This is a genomic window from Burkholderia sp. AU18528, from assembly GCF_002223215.2.
In the GTDB taxonomy this organism is placed as follows: domain Bacteria; phylum Pseudomonadota; class Gammaproteobacteria; order Burkholderiales; family Burkholderiaceae; genus Burkholderia; species Burkholderia semiarida.
Genome location: NZ_NKFC02000006.1, coordinates 1,391,425 through 1,406,024 on the forward strand (window position 1 = coordinate 1,391,425; position 14,600 = coordinate 1,406,024).

Genomic DNA, 14,600 nt, shown 5'->3' on the forward strand with positions numbered 1-14,600 from the left:
CTTTCCCCGGAGCCCCATCATGAGCGCAACCCGTCTCGACACGAACACGGCGCTGGTCGTCATCGACCTGCAGAAAGGCATCGTCGCCCTCCCCACCGCGCATCCGGTCGCACCGGTGATCGCGCACGCCCGCGAACTGCTCGACGCATTCCGCAGCCGTGGCCTGCCGGTCGTACTGGTCAACGTCGCGGGCGGCGCGCCGGGCCGCACCGAGCAACCGCCGCGCACGGCGCAACTTCCCGCCGACTGGACCGAACTCGTACCCGAACTGAACCGCCAGCCAGGCGACCACGTGGTGACGAAGCACACCTGGGGCGCCTTCACCGGCACCGGTCTCGACGCGCATCTGAAGGCAGCCGGCGTCACGCAGATCGTGCTGGCCGGCGTCGCGACGAGCATCGGCGTCGAATCGACCGCGCGGCAGGCGCACGAACTCGGCTATCACGTGACGCTCGCCGTCGACGCGATGACCGACCTCAATGCCGACGCGCACGTCAACAGCGTCGAGCGGCTGTTCCCGCGCCTCGGCGAGACGGGCACGACGCAGGACATCGTCGCGCTGCTCGACCGGCGCGGCGCGTGAGCGCCCCACGCATCCAGCCGGCGCCGGGCCATGCGTCCGGCCGGCTCGATCCGTCGATCTGGAAAGTCAGCGCGGTCGCGACGCTCGGTTCGCTGCTGTCGCAACTCGATGCGACGATCGTCAACGTGTCGCTGTCGAGCCTCGCGACCGACCTGCATGCGAGCCTGTCGACGATCCAGTGGGTGACGAGCAGCTACCTGCTCGCGCTGACGCTGGTGCTGCCGCTGAGCGGCTGGCTCGTCGATCGCATCGGCGTGAAGGCGCTGTACCTGTGGTGCTTCTCGGCGTTCACGCTGACGTCGGCGCTGTGCGGGCTCGCGTGGTCCGCGCCGTCGCTGATCGCGTTTCGCGTGCTGCAAGGCGTCAGCGGCGGCTTGCTCGCGCCGATGGCGCAGATGATGATCGCGCGCGTCGCCGGCCAGCAGATGGCGCGCGTGATCGGCTACGCGGCGGTGCCGGTGCTGCTCGCGCCGATCCTCGGCCCGGTCGTGGCCGGCGCGATCCTGCAACACACGTCGTGGCGCTGGCTGTTTCTGGTGAACCTGCCCGTCGGCGCGCTCGCGCTCGCGCTGGCGGTACGGTTCCTGCCCGGCGACCGGGACGATGCGCCGCGGCGCGAACTCGACTGGATCGGCCTCGCGTTGCTGTCGCCGGGCCTCGTGTTGTTCCTGTACGGCGTCGAGCGGATCGGCGCGATGAGCGGCATCGCGGCGGTCGCAGGCTCGGCGCTCTTGCTCGTCGCGTTCGTGCGCTTCGAGCGCCGCCGGGGCGAGCGTGCGCTGATCGATCTCGCGCTGTTTCGCTCGCGCGTGTTCGGGGCGGCGGCCGGCACGCAGTTCCTGTCGAACGGTGCGCTGTATGCAGGCCAGATGCTGATCCCCGTATTCCTGATCCAGGCGTGTGGGCGCTCGCCGGGCGAGATGGGCTGGCTGCTCGCGCCGCTCGGGCTCGGCATGCTCGTCACCTATCCGTCGATGGGCGCGCTGACGAGCCGGTTCGGCGTACGCCGGCTCGCCGCCGGCGGTGCCTTGCTCGCACTCGCCGCCACGCTGCCGTTCGTGTTCCTCGCGCTGACCGGCTACGATCCGCTCGTGCTCGTACCGGCGCTGTTTCTGCGCGGCATGGGCCAGAGTGCGATCGGCGCACCGTCGATCGCCGCCGCGTATGCGTCGGTCGAGCGCCGCAACCTGCCGATGGCAACCACGTCGCTCAATATCGTGCAGCGGCTCGGCGGCCCGACGTTCACGACGCTATGCACGCTGTTTCTCGCGTGGCGGCTGCAGGCCGAATCGGTCGCGGCGGGCGGCACGCAGGGCGTCGCGTATGCGTGGGCGTTCGGCCTGCTGTGCGCGCTGCACGCGGCGAGCTTCGTGACGACGCTGCGGCTGCCGTTGCGCTCGGCCGGTGCAGGCGCCGGCGACCGACGGGCCGGCAACGCACCGGCCGGTTCGCGCTGAACACGGGCCGCGCCGCGTGCGCGGCCTTCCGCTACGGCAGCCACATCGGCACGATCGACGCCGCGAGCAGCACGCCGAGCCCCGCATTCAGGCAACGCCACTGCCGCTCCGTGCGCAACACGCGCGCGAACAGCAGCCCGGCGAAACACCACAGCGACAGCGACGCCATCGCGGCCACGCCGAATGCAAAGCCGAGCAGCACGCCGAGCCGCGCCGGCCCCGACGCGAGCGCCGCGAACGACGCGGCCGCGCCGAGCGTCATCGCCCAGCCTTTCGGGTTGTGCCACAGCATCCACACGCCGCTGACGAACCCCTGCGGCCGGTGCACGTCGACATCGAGCCGCGGCTTGCCGCCACGTCCGATGCGCACGGCGAGCCACATCAGGTACGCCGAACCGGCCGCCCTCATCGCGAGCTGCAACGCGGGCAGCGCGAGCAGCACACTGCCGAGCCCGGCGGCGGCCGCCGCCGCCATCGACGCGAGGCCCGCGGCGATGCCCGCCATCAGCGGCAGCGAACGCCGATAGCCGAAATGGGCGCCCGATGCGGTCGCGAGCGTCGTCGCGCCGCCCGGCGTCACGGTGGACACGATCACGAACAGCACCAGCGGCAGATAGTCGTGAAGCGGCACGAAGGCTCCCGGTCGTCGTTGCTGAAGCCTCGTTTTTACCTGCGATTCCTCCATTACGACAGCGAAAGCTTTTTATGCCTTGCATTAGCATTCATAATGCGACGCATGGCACGCAATCTCGACCTCGCGCTGCTGCGCGCATTCGTCTCGGTGGCCGATCATCGCAGCATGACGGCGGCCGGCCACGCGCTGCACCTGACGCAGGGCGCGATCAGCCAGCAGGTCGCGCGGCTCGAAATGCTGTCGGGCCCGCTGTTCGTCCGCGAGCATCGCAATCTGCTGCTGACGGCCGCCGGCGAGCGGCTGCTCGAACAGGCGCGCCGGCTGCTCGCCGTCCACGATGCGCTGCTCGCCGACCTGAGCGCCGGTGCGGTGGAAGGCGCGGTGCGTCTCGGTGCGCCGCAGGACCTGGTCGGCACCTGTCTCGCGCCGATCCTGAGAAGCTATGCCCACGCGCATCCGCAGGTCGCGCTCACGCTCGTGTGCGCGGCATCGCCGGAGCTGCGGCGCGGGCTCACGCACGGTGACCTCGACGTCGCGCTGATCGAGGCGCCGGTCGGATCGTCGCGCGGCGAGTGCATCGCCGTCGACCGGCTGGTGTGGGTCGGCGCGAAAGGCGGCACCGCGCACCGGCACTCGCCGCTGCCGGTATCGATGGTCGCGCAGACCTGCGCATTCCGCCCGACGGTGCTCGATGCACTGCGCGGCTGCGATCGCCCGTGGCGCACCGTGTTCGAGAACGGCAGCTTCGATGCCACGGCCGCGACCGTGCGCGCCGATCTGGCCGTGACCGTCTGGCTCGCGTCCACCGTGCCGCCCGATCTCGACATCCTGCCGGCCGGCAGCGGCCTGCCCGCCCTGCCGAATTTCTCGATCAACCTGCACGTGCCGCGCGGCCAGCACACACCGGCCGCGACGGAACTGGCCCGCTGCCTGCGCAACGGTTTCGCACGCCTGCGCGCGCTCGCGTAGCGTCGCCGCGCCAGGGCCTGTCCATGCCAATGACAGGCTTGCGCAGGCCCTACACCGTGCCCGGCTCCTGCGGCGCGGGCGTCGTGCCCGCCGCCTCCAGCGCCTGATGCAGCGTGGCAAAGATGCACGACGCGCCGACCACGTCGGTGATCCCGTGACGATCCATGTCAGCGCGCAGATAGCGGCTCACGCGCCCGAACAGCACGCCGACGCCGCGCGCATGCAGCGCCCGGACGAGATCGATCAAGGTCCGCGCGGCCGAATAGTCGACATCGGTGATCGCGCCCGCATCGACGACGAACCAGCGCGGCGGCACCGGCGCCGCGTCGACGAGCGCGGTCACTTCGGCAGCGAACAGATGATCGTTCGCGAAGAACAGGTCGGAGCCGAACCGGTAGACGATCAGCCCGGGCGCCGTCATCGCGCCGCGCCGGGTGGGCACCGGCTGCCACCGCCCGTTGCCGGCGACGGGTTCGAGCACCATCGTGTGCGGCTGGTAGCTGTGGCGCACGTGCCGCATCAGCGACAGCGCGACGGCCAGCAGGATGCCCTGCTCGACGCCGACGGCCACGACGGCCGCGGCCGTGACCAGCGCGAGCGTGAATTCGCCGGGACTTTCCTGGCGGATCGCCGCGAGGCTGCGCACGTTGATCAGCCCGAGCGCGATCGTGAACACGATGCCCGCCAGCACCGCGTGCGGCAGGTACTGCAGCGTCGGGCTGAAGAACAGCAGCACGACGGCGACAACCGCGGCGAACGCGAGATGCCCGATCTGACTGCGCACGCCCGCGCGGTCGGCCATCGCCGTCTGCGTCGGGCTGCCGTTGACGACGAACGCACCGCCGAGCGCCGCCGCCGCGTTCGCGGCCGCGAGCCCGAGGATGTCGGCATTGGTGTCGACGGCCTCGCCATACTGCTGCGCGAACGCGCGCGCGGCGGCCGCGCTCTGCGCGATGATCATCACGAAGCACGAAGCGGCGACCGGCACGAGGTCGAGGCACTGCTGCCATGTGACGGACGGCCAGCGCAGCGGCGGCAGCCCGCCCGCCACGGGCCCGAGCACCGCGATGCCGTGCGCGGCGAAGCCGAACGCGGCGCTCGCGGCGATGCTGCCGGCGACCGCGATCATCGGCATCGGCACGCGCGGCAGGAACCGCTTGCACGCGAGAATCGCGGCGACGACGAGCGCCGCGAGCGCGAGCGTCGGCCGGTGCGCGTGAACGAGGTGCGTGACGACGTAGTGGAGTTGCGCGAGGCTGCGCGACGCCGGGTACGGCACGGACAGGCCGAGCATGTCGCCGAGCATCGCGATCGACACCTGCACGCCGACGCCGGCGAGGAAGCCGACCAGCACCGTGCGCGACAGGAAATCGGCGAGAAAGCCGAGCTTGAAGATGCGCGCGAGCAGCAGCATCGCGGCGGTCAGCAACGCGATCATGCCGGCCAGCGCCGCATAGTCGGCGCTGCCGGCCGGCGCCATCGACGACAGCCGGCTCGCGAAAATCGTCGCGGTCGCGGAATCGGCGGCGACCACGAGATGGCGCGACGCGCCGAAGCACGCGAACGCAACGAGCGGCAGGAACACCGTGTAGAGCCCCGTGACGGCCGGCATGCCGGCGATGCGCGCGTAGCCGAGCACCTGGGGGATGTCCATCGACGCGAGCGACATGCCCGCGAAGATGTCGCGGATGGCGCCCCCGCGACGGACCGGGAGGATGCCTTTCAGCAGCCGCACGCGCGACGGACGGCTTTCGTTGGAATCTTGCATGCGTGAAATGCGTCAGGTCGAAGTGACGGGAGCCACGAACGGGTGCGCGACGGTGTTGCCTGTCGCTCACCGTCGCCGGACGGACTGCGCGCCAATGCGAACGGCATGCCGGCAGCGCCTGCGACGTCCGCATGATTGCATGGATCGCCCATCGAGCGCATCGACGCGCGAAGGCCTGCGTCATGACGTCCAGCCGATCGCCCTCCTGCGTCCGCCATGCCGGGCAAGCGGCTCGCACGTCAGCGTGCGGTGATGCGGATTGCCTCTTCCTTCACGTCGATGCAGAGGATACCTGCGCAATGGTGAGCCGATACGGGAGCCGCTCGACATGTATTTGCGATACGCATCCGGAACCCGATGGCACAATCACGGTCCCTTTCATATGCCCTTCACCGGGCGCGCGCCGCGTCGCGGCGCCGATTCAACGCACAAGAAGGACCCAGCCTGCCCCTATGCCCCTGAACGAATCCTGGTTGACGCCGCTCGTCGGCATCGTCGTCCTGCTCGCCGCCGCCGGTGCAATCACCGCCGTCGTCCATTTCCTGCTGTTTCGCGTGGTCGCGCGGCTCGCGCGGCTGTCCGCCACGCGCGTCGACGACGCGCTGTTCGAATTCGGTGCCTTCAAATGGTTGAACCGCATCGTCCCGTTCGTCGTGATCAAGCTCGGGCTCGGCGCGGTGCCCGGCGTTCCCGGCTTCGTCGTGCAGGTCGTCGACAAGGTGCTGTTCGCGTTGATCGTGTTCCTCGTGACGATGACCATCAGCGCGACGCTGTCCGCACTCGAACATACGCACCGCACGTCCCGACGCGACCAGCCGCGGCTGTCGCTGAAAGGCGCGATGCAGCTCGTCAAGCTCGTGATGTTCATCACGGCCGCGCTCGTCGTGATCGGCGACGCGACCGGCAAGCAGATCGGCCTGCTGCTGTCCGGCATCGGCGCGATGTCCGCGGTGCTGATGCTGATCTTCAAGGACACGCTGCTCGGCCTCGTCGCCGGCGTGCAACTGTCGTCGAACGACATGCTGCGGATCGGCGACTGGATCACGATGCCGTCGGCCGGCGCGGACGGCACGGTCATCGACATCACGCTGAACACTGTCAAGGTCGCGAACTTCGATCACACGATCATCACGGTGCCGACCTGGAAACTGATCACCGAGAGCTACCAGAACTGGCGCGGGATGACCGAAGCGGGCGGTCGCCGCATCAAGCGCGCGTTGTTCGTCGATGCGACGAGCGTGCGCTTTCTCACGAACGACGAGATCGAACGGCTCGAACGCCTGACGCTGCTGAAGGACTATCTGGCGGACAAGGTCGATGCGATCGAGCAATGGAACGGCACGCTCGGCGCGGCCGGCGAGTGCCCGGCGAACCGCCGCCAGCTGACGAATCTCGGCACGTTCCGCGCATACGTCGCGAACTACCTGAAGGGCCATCCGCGCATCCGCCGCGACATGATGAACATGGCGCGACAGTTGCCGCTCACGGCCGAAGGCATCCCGCTCGAGCTGTACTGCTTCACCGATACGACGACATGGGTCGACTACGAGACCATCCAGGCCGACCTGTTCGACCACCTGATCGCGGTGCTGCCCGAGTTCGGGCTGCGCGTGTATCAGCATCCGTCGGGCTTCGACATGCGGCAGATGGTCGACGCCGCGCAAGCCGGGCCGCACACGCGGCGCGCGGCCTGATACCGGCCGCGGCGGCCGGCCGCCGCGCGGCAACGCTCAGCGCGCCGCGCACTCCGACGCGAGCCGCCCCAGCACCTTCAGCGCGTCCTCGATCTGCCGCGACCACGGGTAGCTGTAGTTGAGCCGGATGAAGTGCCGGTAATCGGTGCCGGCCGAGAACATGTGCCCGGGCCCGACCGTGATCCGCTGCGCGAGCGCGAGCGTGTACAGCTTCATTGCATCGACCCGCGGCGGCAGCTCGACCCACAGCACGTACCCGCCCTGCGGCTGCGACAGCCGCGTGCCTTCGGGGAAGAAACGCCGCACCATCGCGCTCATCAGGCTTGCCTGCTGCGCATACTGCTTGCGCATGCGCCGTAGATGAAAATCGTAGCCGTCGTGTTTCAGGTACTCGGCGATCGCGAGCTGCTCGATCGCGGGCGTCGCGAGCGTGTTCAGGAATTTCAGCTTCTCGACCTGGTCGCGGTAACGGCCCGGCATCGCCCAGCCGATCCGGTAGCGCGGCGACAGGCTCTTCGTGAACGACGCGCAATGCAGCACGAGCCCGTCGCGATCGAACGACTTCAGCGCGCTCGGCGCCGTGTCGCCGAAGTGCAGCTCGTGATAGACGTCGCTCTCGATCGCCGGCACGTCGTGCTTCGCGAGCAGCTCGACGAGCGCGCGCTTGCGCGCATCGGGCATCTGGAAGCCGAGCGGATTCTGGAAATTGGGCATCACCATGCATGCGGCGATGCGCTCGCGCGCGAGGACCCGCTCCAGCGCGTCGAGATCGATGCCGTCGCCCGGGTGCGTCGCGACTTCCAGCGCGCGCATGCCCATCCGCTCGATCGCGTGCAGCATCGCGTAGAACGTCGGCGACTCCACCGCGATCGTGTCGCCCGGCTTCGCGACCGCCTGCAGGCACAGGTTGATCGCCTCGGTCGCGCCGATCGTCATCACGATCTCGCCCGGCTCGACCGCGACCCCGCGCTCCGCATAGCGCCGCGCGATCTGGCGAATCAGTTCCTGGTTGCCCGGCGGCAGATCGTCGATCACGCCCCAGCGCGTGCGGCGCCGCCCGATCGCCTGCGCATAGCGCGCGAGGCGCTGCACCGGAAATTGCGACGCGTCGGGGTACGGCGAGCCGAGCGGCACCGCGTCGTCGCGCGCGATCGAGCGCAGCGTCGACAGCACGAGCCGGCTCACGTCCACGGCCGACGGCTCGGCGGCCGGCGCGGAAACATGCAGCTCGGCCTCGGCCGGCGCCGCCGTGCGCGCCCGTACGAAATAGCCCGACTGCGGCCGGCTCTCGATCAGGCCGCGGCTTTCCAGCACGAGGTACGCGCGCAGCACGGTCGTGACGCTGAGCTGCTGCTGCCGGCTCGCGTGCCGCACCGACGGAATCCGCTCGCCGGGCCGGTACACGCCCCGCTCGATCTGCGCCTGGAGATCGTCGGCCAGTTGTTCGTAACGCTTCACGCGCCTCCCTTTCAACTTCCCTTCAGCAACACAGTTGCGATCCGCACGGGATGAATGGCCGAAACTGTACTCTTTTTTGAAGTGAACAGGTGTACACACAGCCGCACGGGCGCCGCGCGTACTCTGCACGCATCGACCCCGACACCCGGCATCATGAAAAAGAAATCCGCGACTGCGCGCATCGAACCGTACACCCACCCGGCCGCCGGCTGGGGCGCGCTGAAAGCCGTCACGATCAACCTGATCAAGGAAAAGGTCGCCGGCGGCAACTACCGTACGCTGCTGCGCCAGAACCAGCCGGACGGCTTCGACTGCCCGGGCTGCGCGTGGCCGGACCGCCAGCACGCATCGACGTTCGAATTCTGCGAGAACGGCGTGAAGGCTGTGGCCGCGGAAGCGACGAGCAAGCGCGTGACGCCCGAATTCTTCGCCGCGCACACGGTGACCGAACTGCTCGAACAGTCGGATTTCGAGCTGGAGCAGCACGGCCGGCTCACCGACCCGATGGTGTACGACGCGCGGACCGATCGCTACGTGCCGATCGCGTGGGACGATGCGTTCGCGCTGATCGCGCGCCATCTGCGCGCGCTGCCCGACCCGAACCAGGCCGCGTTCTACACGTCCGGCCGCGCAAGCAACGAAGCCGCGTTCCTCTATCAGTTGTTCGTGCGGCTGTACGGCACGAACAACTTCCCCGACTGCTCGAACATGTGCCACGAGGCGACGAGCCGCGGGCTGCCGGCGTCGGTCGGCGTCGGCAAGGGCACGGTCACGCTCGACGATTTCGAGCATGCGGACATGCTGCTGATCTTCGGCCAGAATCCCGCGACCAATCACCCGCGGATGATGGGCGAGCTGCGCGAGTGCGCGAAGCGCGGCGCGACGATCGTGTCGATCAACCCGCTGAAGGAGCGCGGCCTCGAACGCTTCGCCGATCCGCAAAGCCCGCTCGAGATGCTGACGATGTCGGGCACGAAGATCGCGTCGACGTTCATCCAGCCGACGATCGGCGGCGATTTCGCGCTGATCAAGGGGATGGCCAAGCGCGTGCTCGAACTCGACGACGCCGCGCGCGCCGCCGGGGCGCCGCGCGTCGTCGACACCGCGTTCATCGGCGAGCACACGGCCGGCTTCGACGCGTTCGCCGACGATCTGCGCGCCGAAAGCTGGGCCGCGCTGACCGCCGAAAGCGGCGTGCCGTACGAGCAGATCGATGCGCTCGCGCAGCGCTACGCGCGCAGCGAACGCGTGATCGCGACGTGGGGGATGGGCATCACGCAGCACAAGCATTCGGTCGCGACGGTGCAGATGCTGACCAACCTGATGCTGATGCGCGGCAACATCGGCCGCCCCGGCGCCGGCCTGTGCCCGGTGCGCGGCCACTCGAACGTGCAGGGCAACCGCACGGTCGGCATCGAGGAAAAACCGTCGCAGGCGTTCCTCGACCGGCTCGGCCACGTGTTCGGTTTCGAACCGCCGCGCCATCACGGCTACGACGTCGTCGAAACGATCGAAGGCATGCTCGACGGCCGCGTGAAGGTGCTGATCGGCCTCGGCGGCAACTTCGCGATGGCGACGCCCGACACGCCGCGCACGTGGGAAGGCATGCGCCGCTGCGAACTGTCCGTGCACATCACGACCAAGCTGAACCGCAGCCATCTGATCCACGGCCGCGACGCGCTGATCCTGCCGACGCTCGGCCGCACCGAGATCGACCTGCAGGACAACGTCGCGCAGGGCGTGACGGTCGAGGATTCGATGAGCATGGTCCACGTGTCGTACGGGATGAACAAGCCGGCGTCGCCGAACCTGATGTCGGAGCCCGCGATCGTCGCGCACATGGCGCACGCGCTGTTCGGCAGCGACAAGATCGACTGGCTCGCGTACAAGGACGACTACGCGAAGATCCGCGACGCGATCGAGGCGACGCTCGACGGCTTCTACGACTACAACACGCGCATCGCGCGGCCGGGCGGCTTCCACCTGCGCGTGGCGTCGCGCGACCGCGAATGGCTGACGCCGACGGGCAAGGCGAACTTCATCGCGCATGCACTGCCGACCGACACGCCGATCCAGCGCGCCCGCGCGCTGCACGGCAAGCGGCTGATGACGCTGATGACGACGCGCTCGCACGATCAATACAACACGACCGTCTACGGGCTCGACGACCGCTACCGCGGCGTGTTCGGCCAGCGCCGCGTGGTGTTCGTCAACCGCGACGATCTCGCGATGCTGGGCCTTGCGGCCGGCGACTGGGTCGACATGGAAACCGTGTGGCACGACGGCATCGAGCGCCGCGCGAACGGCTTCCTGCTCGTCGAGTACGACATCCCGCGCGGCTGCATCGGCGCGTACTACCCGGAAACCAACCCGCTCGTGCCGCTCGACAGCGTCGGCGACGTGTGCAACACGCCGACGTCGAAGTCGCTGCCCGTGCTGCTGCATCGCGCGGCCGCGCCGGCCTCGATCGCCGCCTGACGGAGCGCGGCGAAGATCGTTCGTCCGCGCGCGCACCGGCTGCGGAGGCTGCCTGCCCCGAACCGCGAGCCGCTGCCGGCGGAGGCGACGCCCGACCCGCCCTGCCGCGTCACCTGACCCACCCCGCCCAATCGCGACGGCCACGCAGGAAACCGCCATGCTCGGCGGCCGCGTCCGCGATCCGATGCAGCAGGACCACGCCGCTCAGCAACGCATGCGCGGCGTCGCCGTCGCGCGCGGCCACGCGACGCCGCAACACGCGGGCCGCTGCGGCGCACGTGTGTTCGAGCCGCGCGAAATCCGCCTGAACGATGCGCCCCCGCACCACCGCTGCCGCACGGCGCACGGCCGGTTCGTGCGTGGCCAGTTCGGCGAGCGACAGCAGGCTGTCGCCGAGTCCCCAGATCGCGAGCAGATCGCGCATGTCGCGCTCGATCAGCGTCTGCGGCAGGCTGCCCGCGAAGCCGAGCTCGCGCGCGAGACGGTCGGCCGTGCGGCTCAACCATGCACTCGCGGGCCACGCACGCGGATCGCGCGCGATCCCGGCCAGATCGCGGCGCACCGCGCGATGCAGGCGGCGCCGGCTGGTGCCGGGATCGCCGGGAAACACCAGCGCGAAGATCAGCGCGCCGAACGCGATACCGAGCAGCGTCGCGAGCGCGCTGTTCAGGAACGCGGTATCGCCGATGCGCGTCGTGTTGTCCGGCGACGTGAAATTCCAGAAGAAGATCGAGAACGCGCTGCCCATCGCCGCCGTGCGCGGATGGCGCATCGCGATCCCGGTGCCGATCAGGAATACGCCGAGGATGTAGGCGAGCATCTCGAAGCCCGACACCGCAGGCAGCAGCGCGAAGTTGCAGACGACGCCCGCGACCGCCGCGCATGCGGTGCCTTTCAGGAAACCGACGATCGCCCGCACCGAACTGGGACGTGTCGAGAACAGTGCGCTCACCACGGCCGTGATCGCGACGAACCCGCCCCCCGCCGGCCACGCGGTGAAGATCCAGATCGCCGACGCCGCCAGCACCGCGATGAACGCACGAACGCCGTTGTGGCACGCGAGCACCGGATCGCGGTGGAACGCATAGCGCACGCGTGCGGGCGGCGGCACCGGACGGTCGAGCAATGCCTGGCTCGCGAATGCGCGGCCGAAACCGCCGAGCAGCGCCGACAGCCGGTCGAGCGTGAGCAGGCGCGACGTGTCCGTGCCGGCCGGCACGGCCGCTTCGACACGCAACGCGTCGTCCACGCGCGCGCGTAGCGCCACTATCTCGTGCCCCGAGTCGCCCGACACGGCGACCCGGTCGAGCACGCTTGCCGCCTCGTCGACGAGCGGTTCCGGCGCGTCGCCGCTGCGCGCCGCATGCTCGCGGATCGCCTGCCCGGCGGCCTGCGCGGCGAGCACGCCCAGCGCCGCCACGCGCAGATGGCCGATCATGTTACGCACGGGCGGTGCGCCAGCCGCCGCATATTCGGCTGCCGTATCGAGTTCGAGCGCGTCCGCGAACAGCCGGTGGACGGCCGCGTCGTTCGGCTCGCGGCGCAGCGCGCCCGCGCCGACCGCCGCCGCGCGGTCGAGATAGCGCGCGAGCCGCGTGCGGACCTCCTTCAGCGGCGCGCCCGGCGCGAAGACCGTTTCAAACAGCGCACCGCACAGGATGCCGACCACCACGTACAGAAACCGCGCGACCGCGATGTCGAACGCATGCAGCGGCGCGGATACCGCGTCCATCGCGACGATCGCGGCCGTATAGCCCGCGAGCACCGCCGCATACGCACGAAAATTCCGCTGGAACGTCGCGATGCCCGCGCACAGGCCGATCCACGCGGCGAGCGCGGGCAGGAACAATTGCGGCGTCTGCGCGAATGCGCTGGTCAGCGCGAGCGCCACGGCCGCACCGATCGCGGTGCCGAGAATCCGGTACTGGCTCTTCGACAGCCCCATCCCGCGGCTGCCCTGCGCGACGATCCACACGGTCGACGCGGCCCAGATCGGGTCGTCGAGATTCATGCGGAACGCGATATGGAGCGCGAGCAACGACGCGGCGGTATTGCGCAATGCGAAGCCGAGCGCGCCCGGCGGCAAGGTGGGCCATGCATCGCGCAGCGCGGCGCGGATGGCCGCAATCGGCGGCAGGCCGGGGACGGAAAATTTCATGCGTCGAGCATACGATCGTGCGGCACGCGCCACTACCGGGGAAAACGGAATGCGGTATTGCAGTGCACGGAATAATCGGGACAACTGACATGAAAATGCAGAGGCAGGACCGACAACGGTAAGATGCGCGCAGGCTGAACACGTAACAAATTTGTATGGACCTCGATAGCATCCGAATATTCTTGCGCGTAGTGGAGCGCGGCAGCTTCACCGCCGCGTCCGTGGAACTCGACATGCCGCTCAGTCGCGTGAGCCGCAAGGTCAAGCACCTCGAGGACGATCTCGGCGTGCAACTGCTGTACCGGACCACACGCCGCGTGTCGGTCACCGAAGCCGGGCGCGATTACTACGAGCGCTGCCTGCGCGCCGAGGACATCCTGCTCGACGCGGACCGCCAGGTCCGCACGCTTCGCACCGACCCCGAAGGCACGCTGCGCGTGCTGGTGCCCTATGCGATCGGCCTGTTCCAGCTCGAACCGGCGCTCGCCGAATTCCGCCGGCGCTACCCGCTCGTGCAACTGGTGCTGATCTACGACAACAGTCCACTCGACCTCGTCGAGCATGGCTTCGACGTCGCGCTGCGCGCGGGTCTGCTGAACGATTCGGGTTACGTCGCGCGCTCGCTCGGCTGGTCGCATGCGAAGCTCGCCGCGAGCCCCGCCTACCTGGATCGCACCGGGCGGCCGAGCACGCCGAACGATCTCGCGCAACACGACATCCTGTTCGTCGGCCGCGATGCGCCGGGCCTGACGCTGCGGCTCAGCAACTCCAACGGCGATCGGGCCGACGTCCCGGTGCAACCCGTGCTGATCTCGAACGAATCGGTGACGGTGTTGCGCCAGGCCACGAGCGGCGGCGGCATTGCGCTGATCTCCACGCATTTCACCGCACGGAAGCTCGCGAGGAACGAGCTCGAGATCGTGCTGCCCGACTGGCATCGCACCAACGACGTCGAGTTGCACGCGCTCTACCCGCGCCGCGCGACGCTCGACAGCAAGGTGCGTGCGTTCGTCGAGTTTCTGACGGAACTGTTCGCCACCTGGCGAACCGCGCCGTAACCGGCCTCGCACGGCCGGCAATCGATGCACGTCGACTACATTATTGCGACGCAGGAAAGGAATTAATGAGCGCGCAGGCGTTGATCGTCGTTCTCCGCATGGTTAGCCTGTGACGATGAAAAACGACCACACACGCGACGGCAGCCACGTGCCCGCTGCCCGCCGACGCATCACGCGCGTCGCACCCTCCTGACCGGCGATAGTCCGCCCCGCGAAGCCGGCCCCGGCTTCGCCATTCCGATCACCGATCGAACCGTACGCCGCACGCGACGGCGCCGCTCGCCCGACCGCCGGGCGGCGTCCGTCCGTCGGTTTCGCGCTTCGCCGCGCGCCTGCCCGTCGC

The 14,600-nt window shown here is 69.3% G+C and carries 10 protein-coding genes; 6 read left to right on the forward strand and 4 right to left on the reverse strand.

Annotation, left to right across the window (positions count from 1 at the left end):
- Positions 1–19: 19 nt before the first annotated feature.
- Both CFB52_RS23180 and CFB52_RS23185 read left to right on the forward strand, forming a co-directional pair.
- On the forward strand, positions 20–583 hold the full coding sequence (locus CFB52_RS23180) for an isochorismatase family protein (RefSeq protein ID WP_099317552.1): 564 nt from the start codon (positions 20–22) through the stop codon (positions 581–583).
- On the forward strand, positions 580–2,040 hold the full coding sequence (locus tag CFB52_RS23185; RefSeq protein WP_099317553.1) for a DHA2 family efflux MFS transporter permease subunit: 1,461 nt from the start codon (positions 580–582) through the stop codon (positions 2,038–2,040). Before CFB52_RS23180 ends, CFB52_RS23185 begins: the two co-directional genes overlap by 4 nt.
- A 31-nt stretch (positions 2,041–2,071) precedes the next feature.
- Here CFB52_RS23185 and CFB52_RS23190 read toward each other — a convergent pair whose 3' ends face one another.
- The gene (locus CFB52_RS23190; protein ID WP_180278244.1) at positions 2,072–2,725 is read right to left on the reverse strand and encodes a LysE family translocator; all 654 of its coding nucleotides are present in this window, start codon (positions 2,723–2,725) and stop codon (positions 2,072–2,074) included.
- A gap of 42 nt (positions 2,726–2,767) precedes the next feature.
- Here CFB52_RS23190 and CFB52_RS23195 point away from each other — a divergent pair, with 42 nt between their 5' ends.
- Positions 2,768–3,643, forward strand: a complete 876-nt coding sequence (locus tag CFB52_RS23195; protein ID WP_059584992.1) for a LysR substrate-binding domain-containing protein — start codon at positions 2,768–2,770, stop codon at positions 3,641–3,643.
- A gap of 49 nt (positions 3,644–3,692) precedes the next feature.
- Here CFB52_RS23195 and CFB52_RS23200 read toward each other — a convergent pair whose 3' ends face one another.
- The gene (locus tag CFB52_RS23200; RefSeq protein ID WP_099317554.1) at positions 3,693–5,411 is read right to left on the reverse strand and encodes a SulP family inorganic anion transporter; all 1,719 of its coding nucleotides are present in this window, start codon (positions 5,409–5,411) and stop codon (positions 3,693–3,695) included.
- Between the two features lie 452 nt (positions 5,412–5,863).
- Here CFB52_RS23200 and CFB52_RS23205 point away from each other — a divergent pair, with 452 nt between their 5' ends.
- The gene (locus CFB52_RS23205) at positions 5,864–7,105 is read left to right on the forward strand and encodes a mechanosensitive ion channel family protein (RefSeq protein ID WP_059584990.1); all 1,242 of its coding nucleotides are present in this window, start codon (positions 5,864–5,866) and stop codon (positions 7,103–7,105) included.
- 36 nt (positions 7,106–7,141) lie between these two features.
- On the opposite strand, the gene CFB52_RS23210 is transcribed toward CFB52_RS23205, so the two are convergent.
- Positions 7,142–8,563 carry a PLP-dependent aminotransferase family protein gene (locus CFB52_RS23210; protein ID WP_059584989.1) on the reverse strand — a complete coding sequence of 474 codons (1,422 nt, stop codon included), beginning with the start codon at positions 8,561–8,563 and terminating at the stop codon, positions 7,142–7,144.
- 153 nt (positions 8,564–8,716) lie between these two features.
- Between CFB52_RS23210 and CFB52_RS23220 the strand changes: the two genes are divergently transcribed.
- Positions 8,717–11,041: an FdhF/YdeP family oxidoreductase gene (locus tag CFB52_RS23220; RefSeq protein ID WP_059584988.1), complete on the forward strand. Its 2,325-nt coding sequence runs from the start codon at positions 8,717–8,719 to the stop codon at positions 11,039–11,041.
- Between the two features lie 109 nt (positions 11,042–11,150).
- On the opposite strand, the gene CFB52_RS23225 is transcribed toward CFB52_RS23220, so the two are convergent.
- Complete coding sequence (locus CFB52_RS23225; RefSeq protein WP_099317555.1) at positions 11,151–13,199, reverse strand: FUSC family protein; 2,049 nt, start codon at positions 13,197–13,199, stop codon at positions 11,151–11,153.
- A gap of 155 nt (positions 13,200–13,354) precedes the next feature.
- Between CFB52_RS23225 and CFB52_RS23230 the strand changes: the two genes are divergently transcribed.
- The gene (locus CFB52_RS23230; RefSeq protein WP_059584986.1) at positions 13,355–14,257 is read left to right on the forward strand and encodes a LysR family transcriptional regulator; all 903 of its coding nucleotides are present in this window, start codon (positions 13,355–13,357) and stop codon (positions 14,255–14,257) included.
- Positions 14,258–14,600 lie beyond the last annotated feature (343 nt).

Excerpts from the sequence above, each read along its gene's own strand:
- CFB52_RS23180 (WP_099317552.1), top strand. The coding sequence starts at position 20 with ATGAGCGCAACCCGTCTCGACACGAACACGGCGCTGGTCGTCATCGAC.
- CFB52_RS23190 (WP_180278244.1), bottom strand. The coding sequence starts at position 2,725 with ATGGAGGAATCGCAGGTAAAAACGAGGCTTCAGCAACGACGACCGGGA.
- CFB52_RS23195 (WP_059584992.1), top strand. The coding sequence starts at position 2,768 with ATGCGACGCATGGCACGCAATCTCGACCTCGCGCTGCTGCGCGCATTC.
- CFB52_RS23200 (WP_099317554.1), bottom strand. The coding sequence starts at position 5,411 with ATGCAAGATTCCAACGAAAGCCGTCCGTCGCGCGTGCGGCTGCTGAAA.
- CFB52_RS23205 (WP_059584990.1), top strand. The coding sequence starts at position 5,864 with ATGCCCCTGAACGAATCCTGGTTGACGCCGCTCGTCGGCATCGTCGTC.
- CFB52_RS23220 (WP_059584988.1), top strand. The coding sequence starts at position 8,717 with ATGAAAAAGAAATCCGCGACTGCGCGCATCGAACCGTACACCCACCCG.
- CFB52_RS23225 (WP_099317555.1), bottom strand. The coding sequence starts at position 13,199 with ATGAAATTTTCCGTCCCCGGCCTGCCGCCGATTGCGGCCATCCGCGCC.
- CFB52_RS23230 (WP_059584986.1), top strand. The coding sequence starts at position 13,355 with ATGGACCTCGATAGCATCCGAATATTCTTGCGCGTAGTGGAGCGCGGC.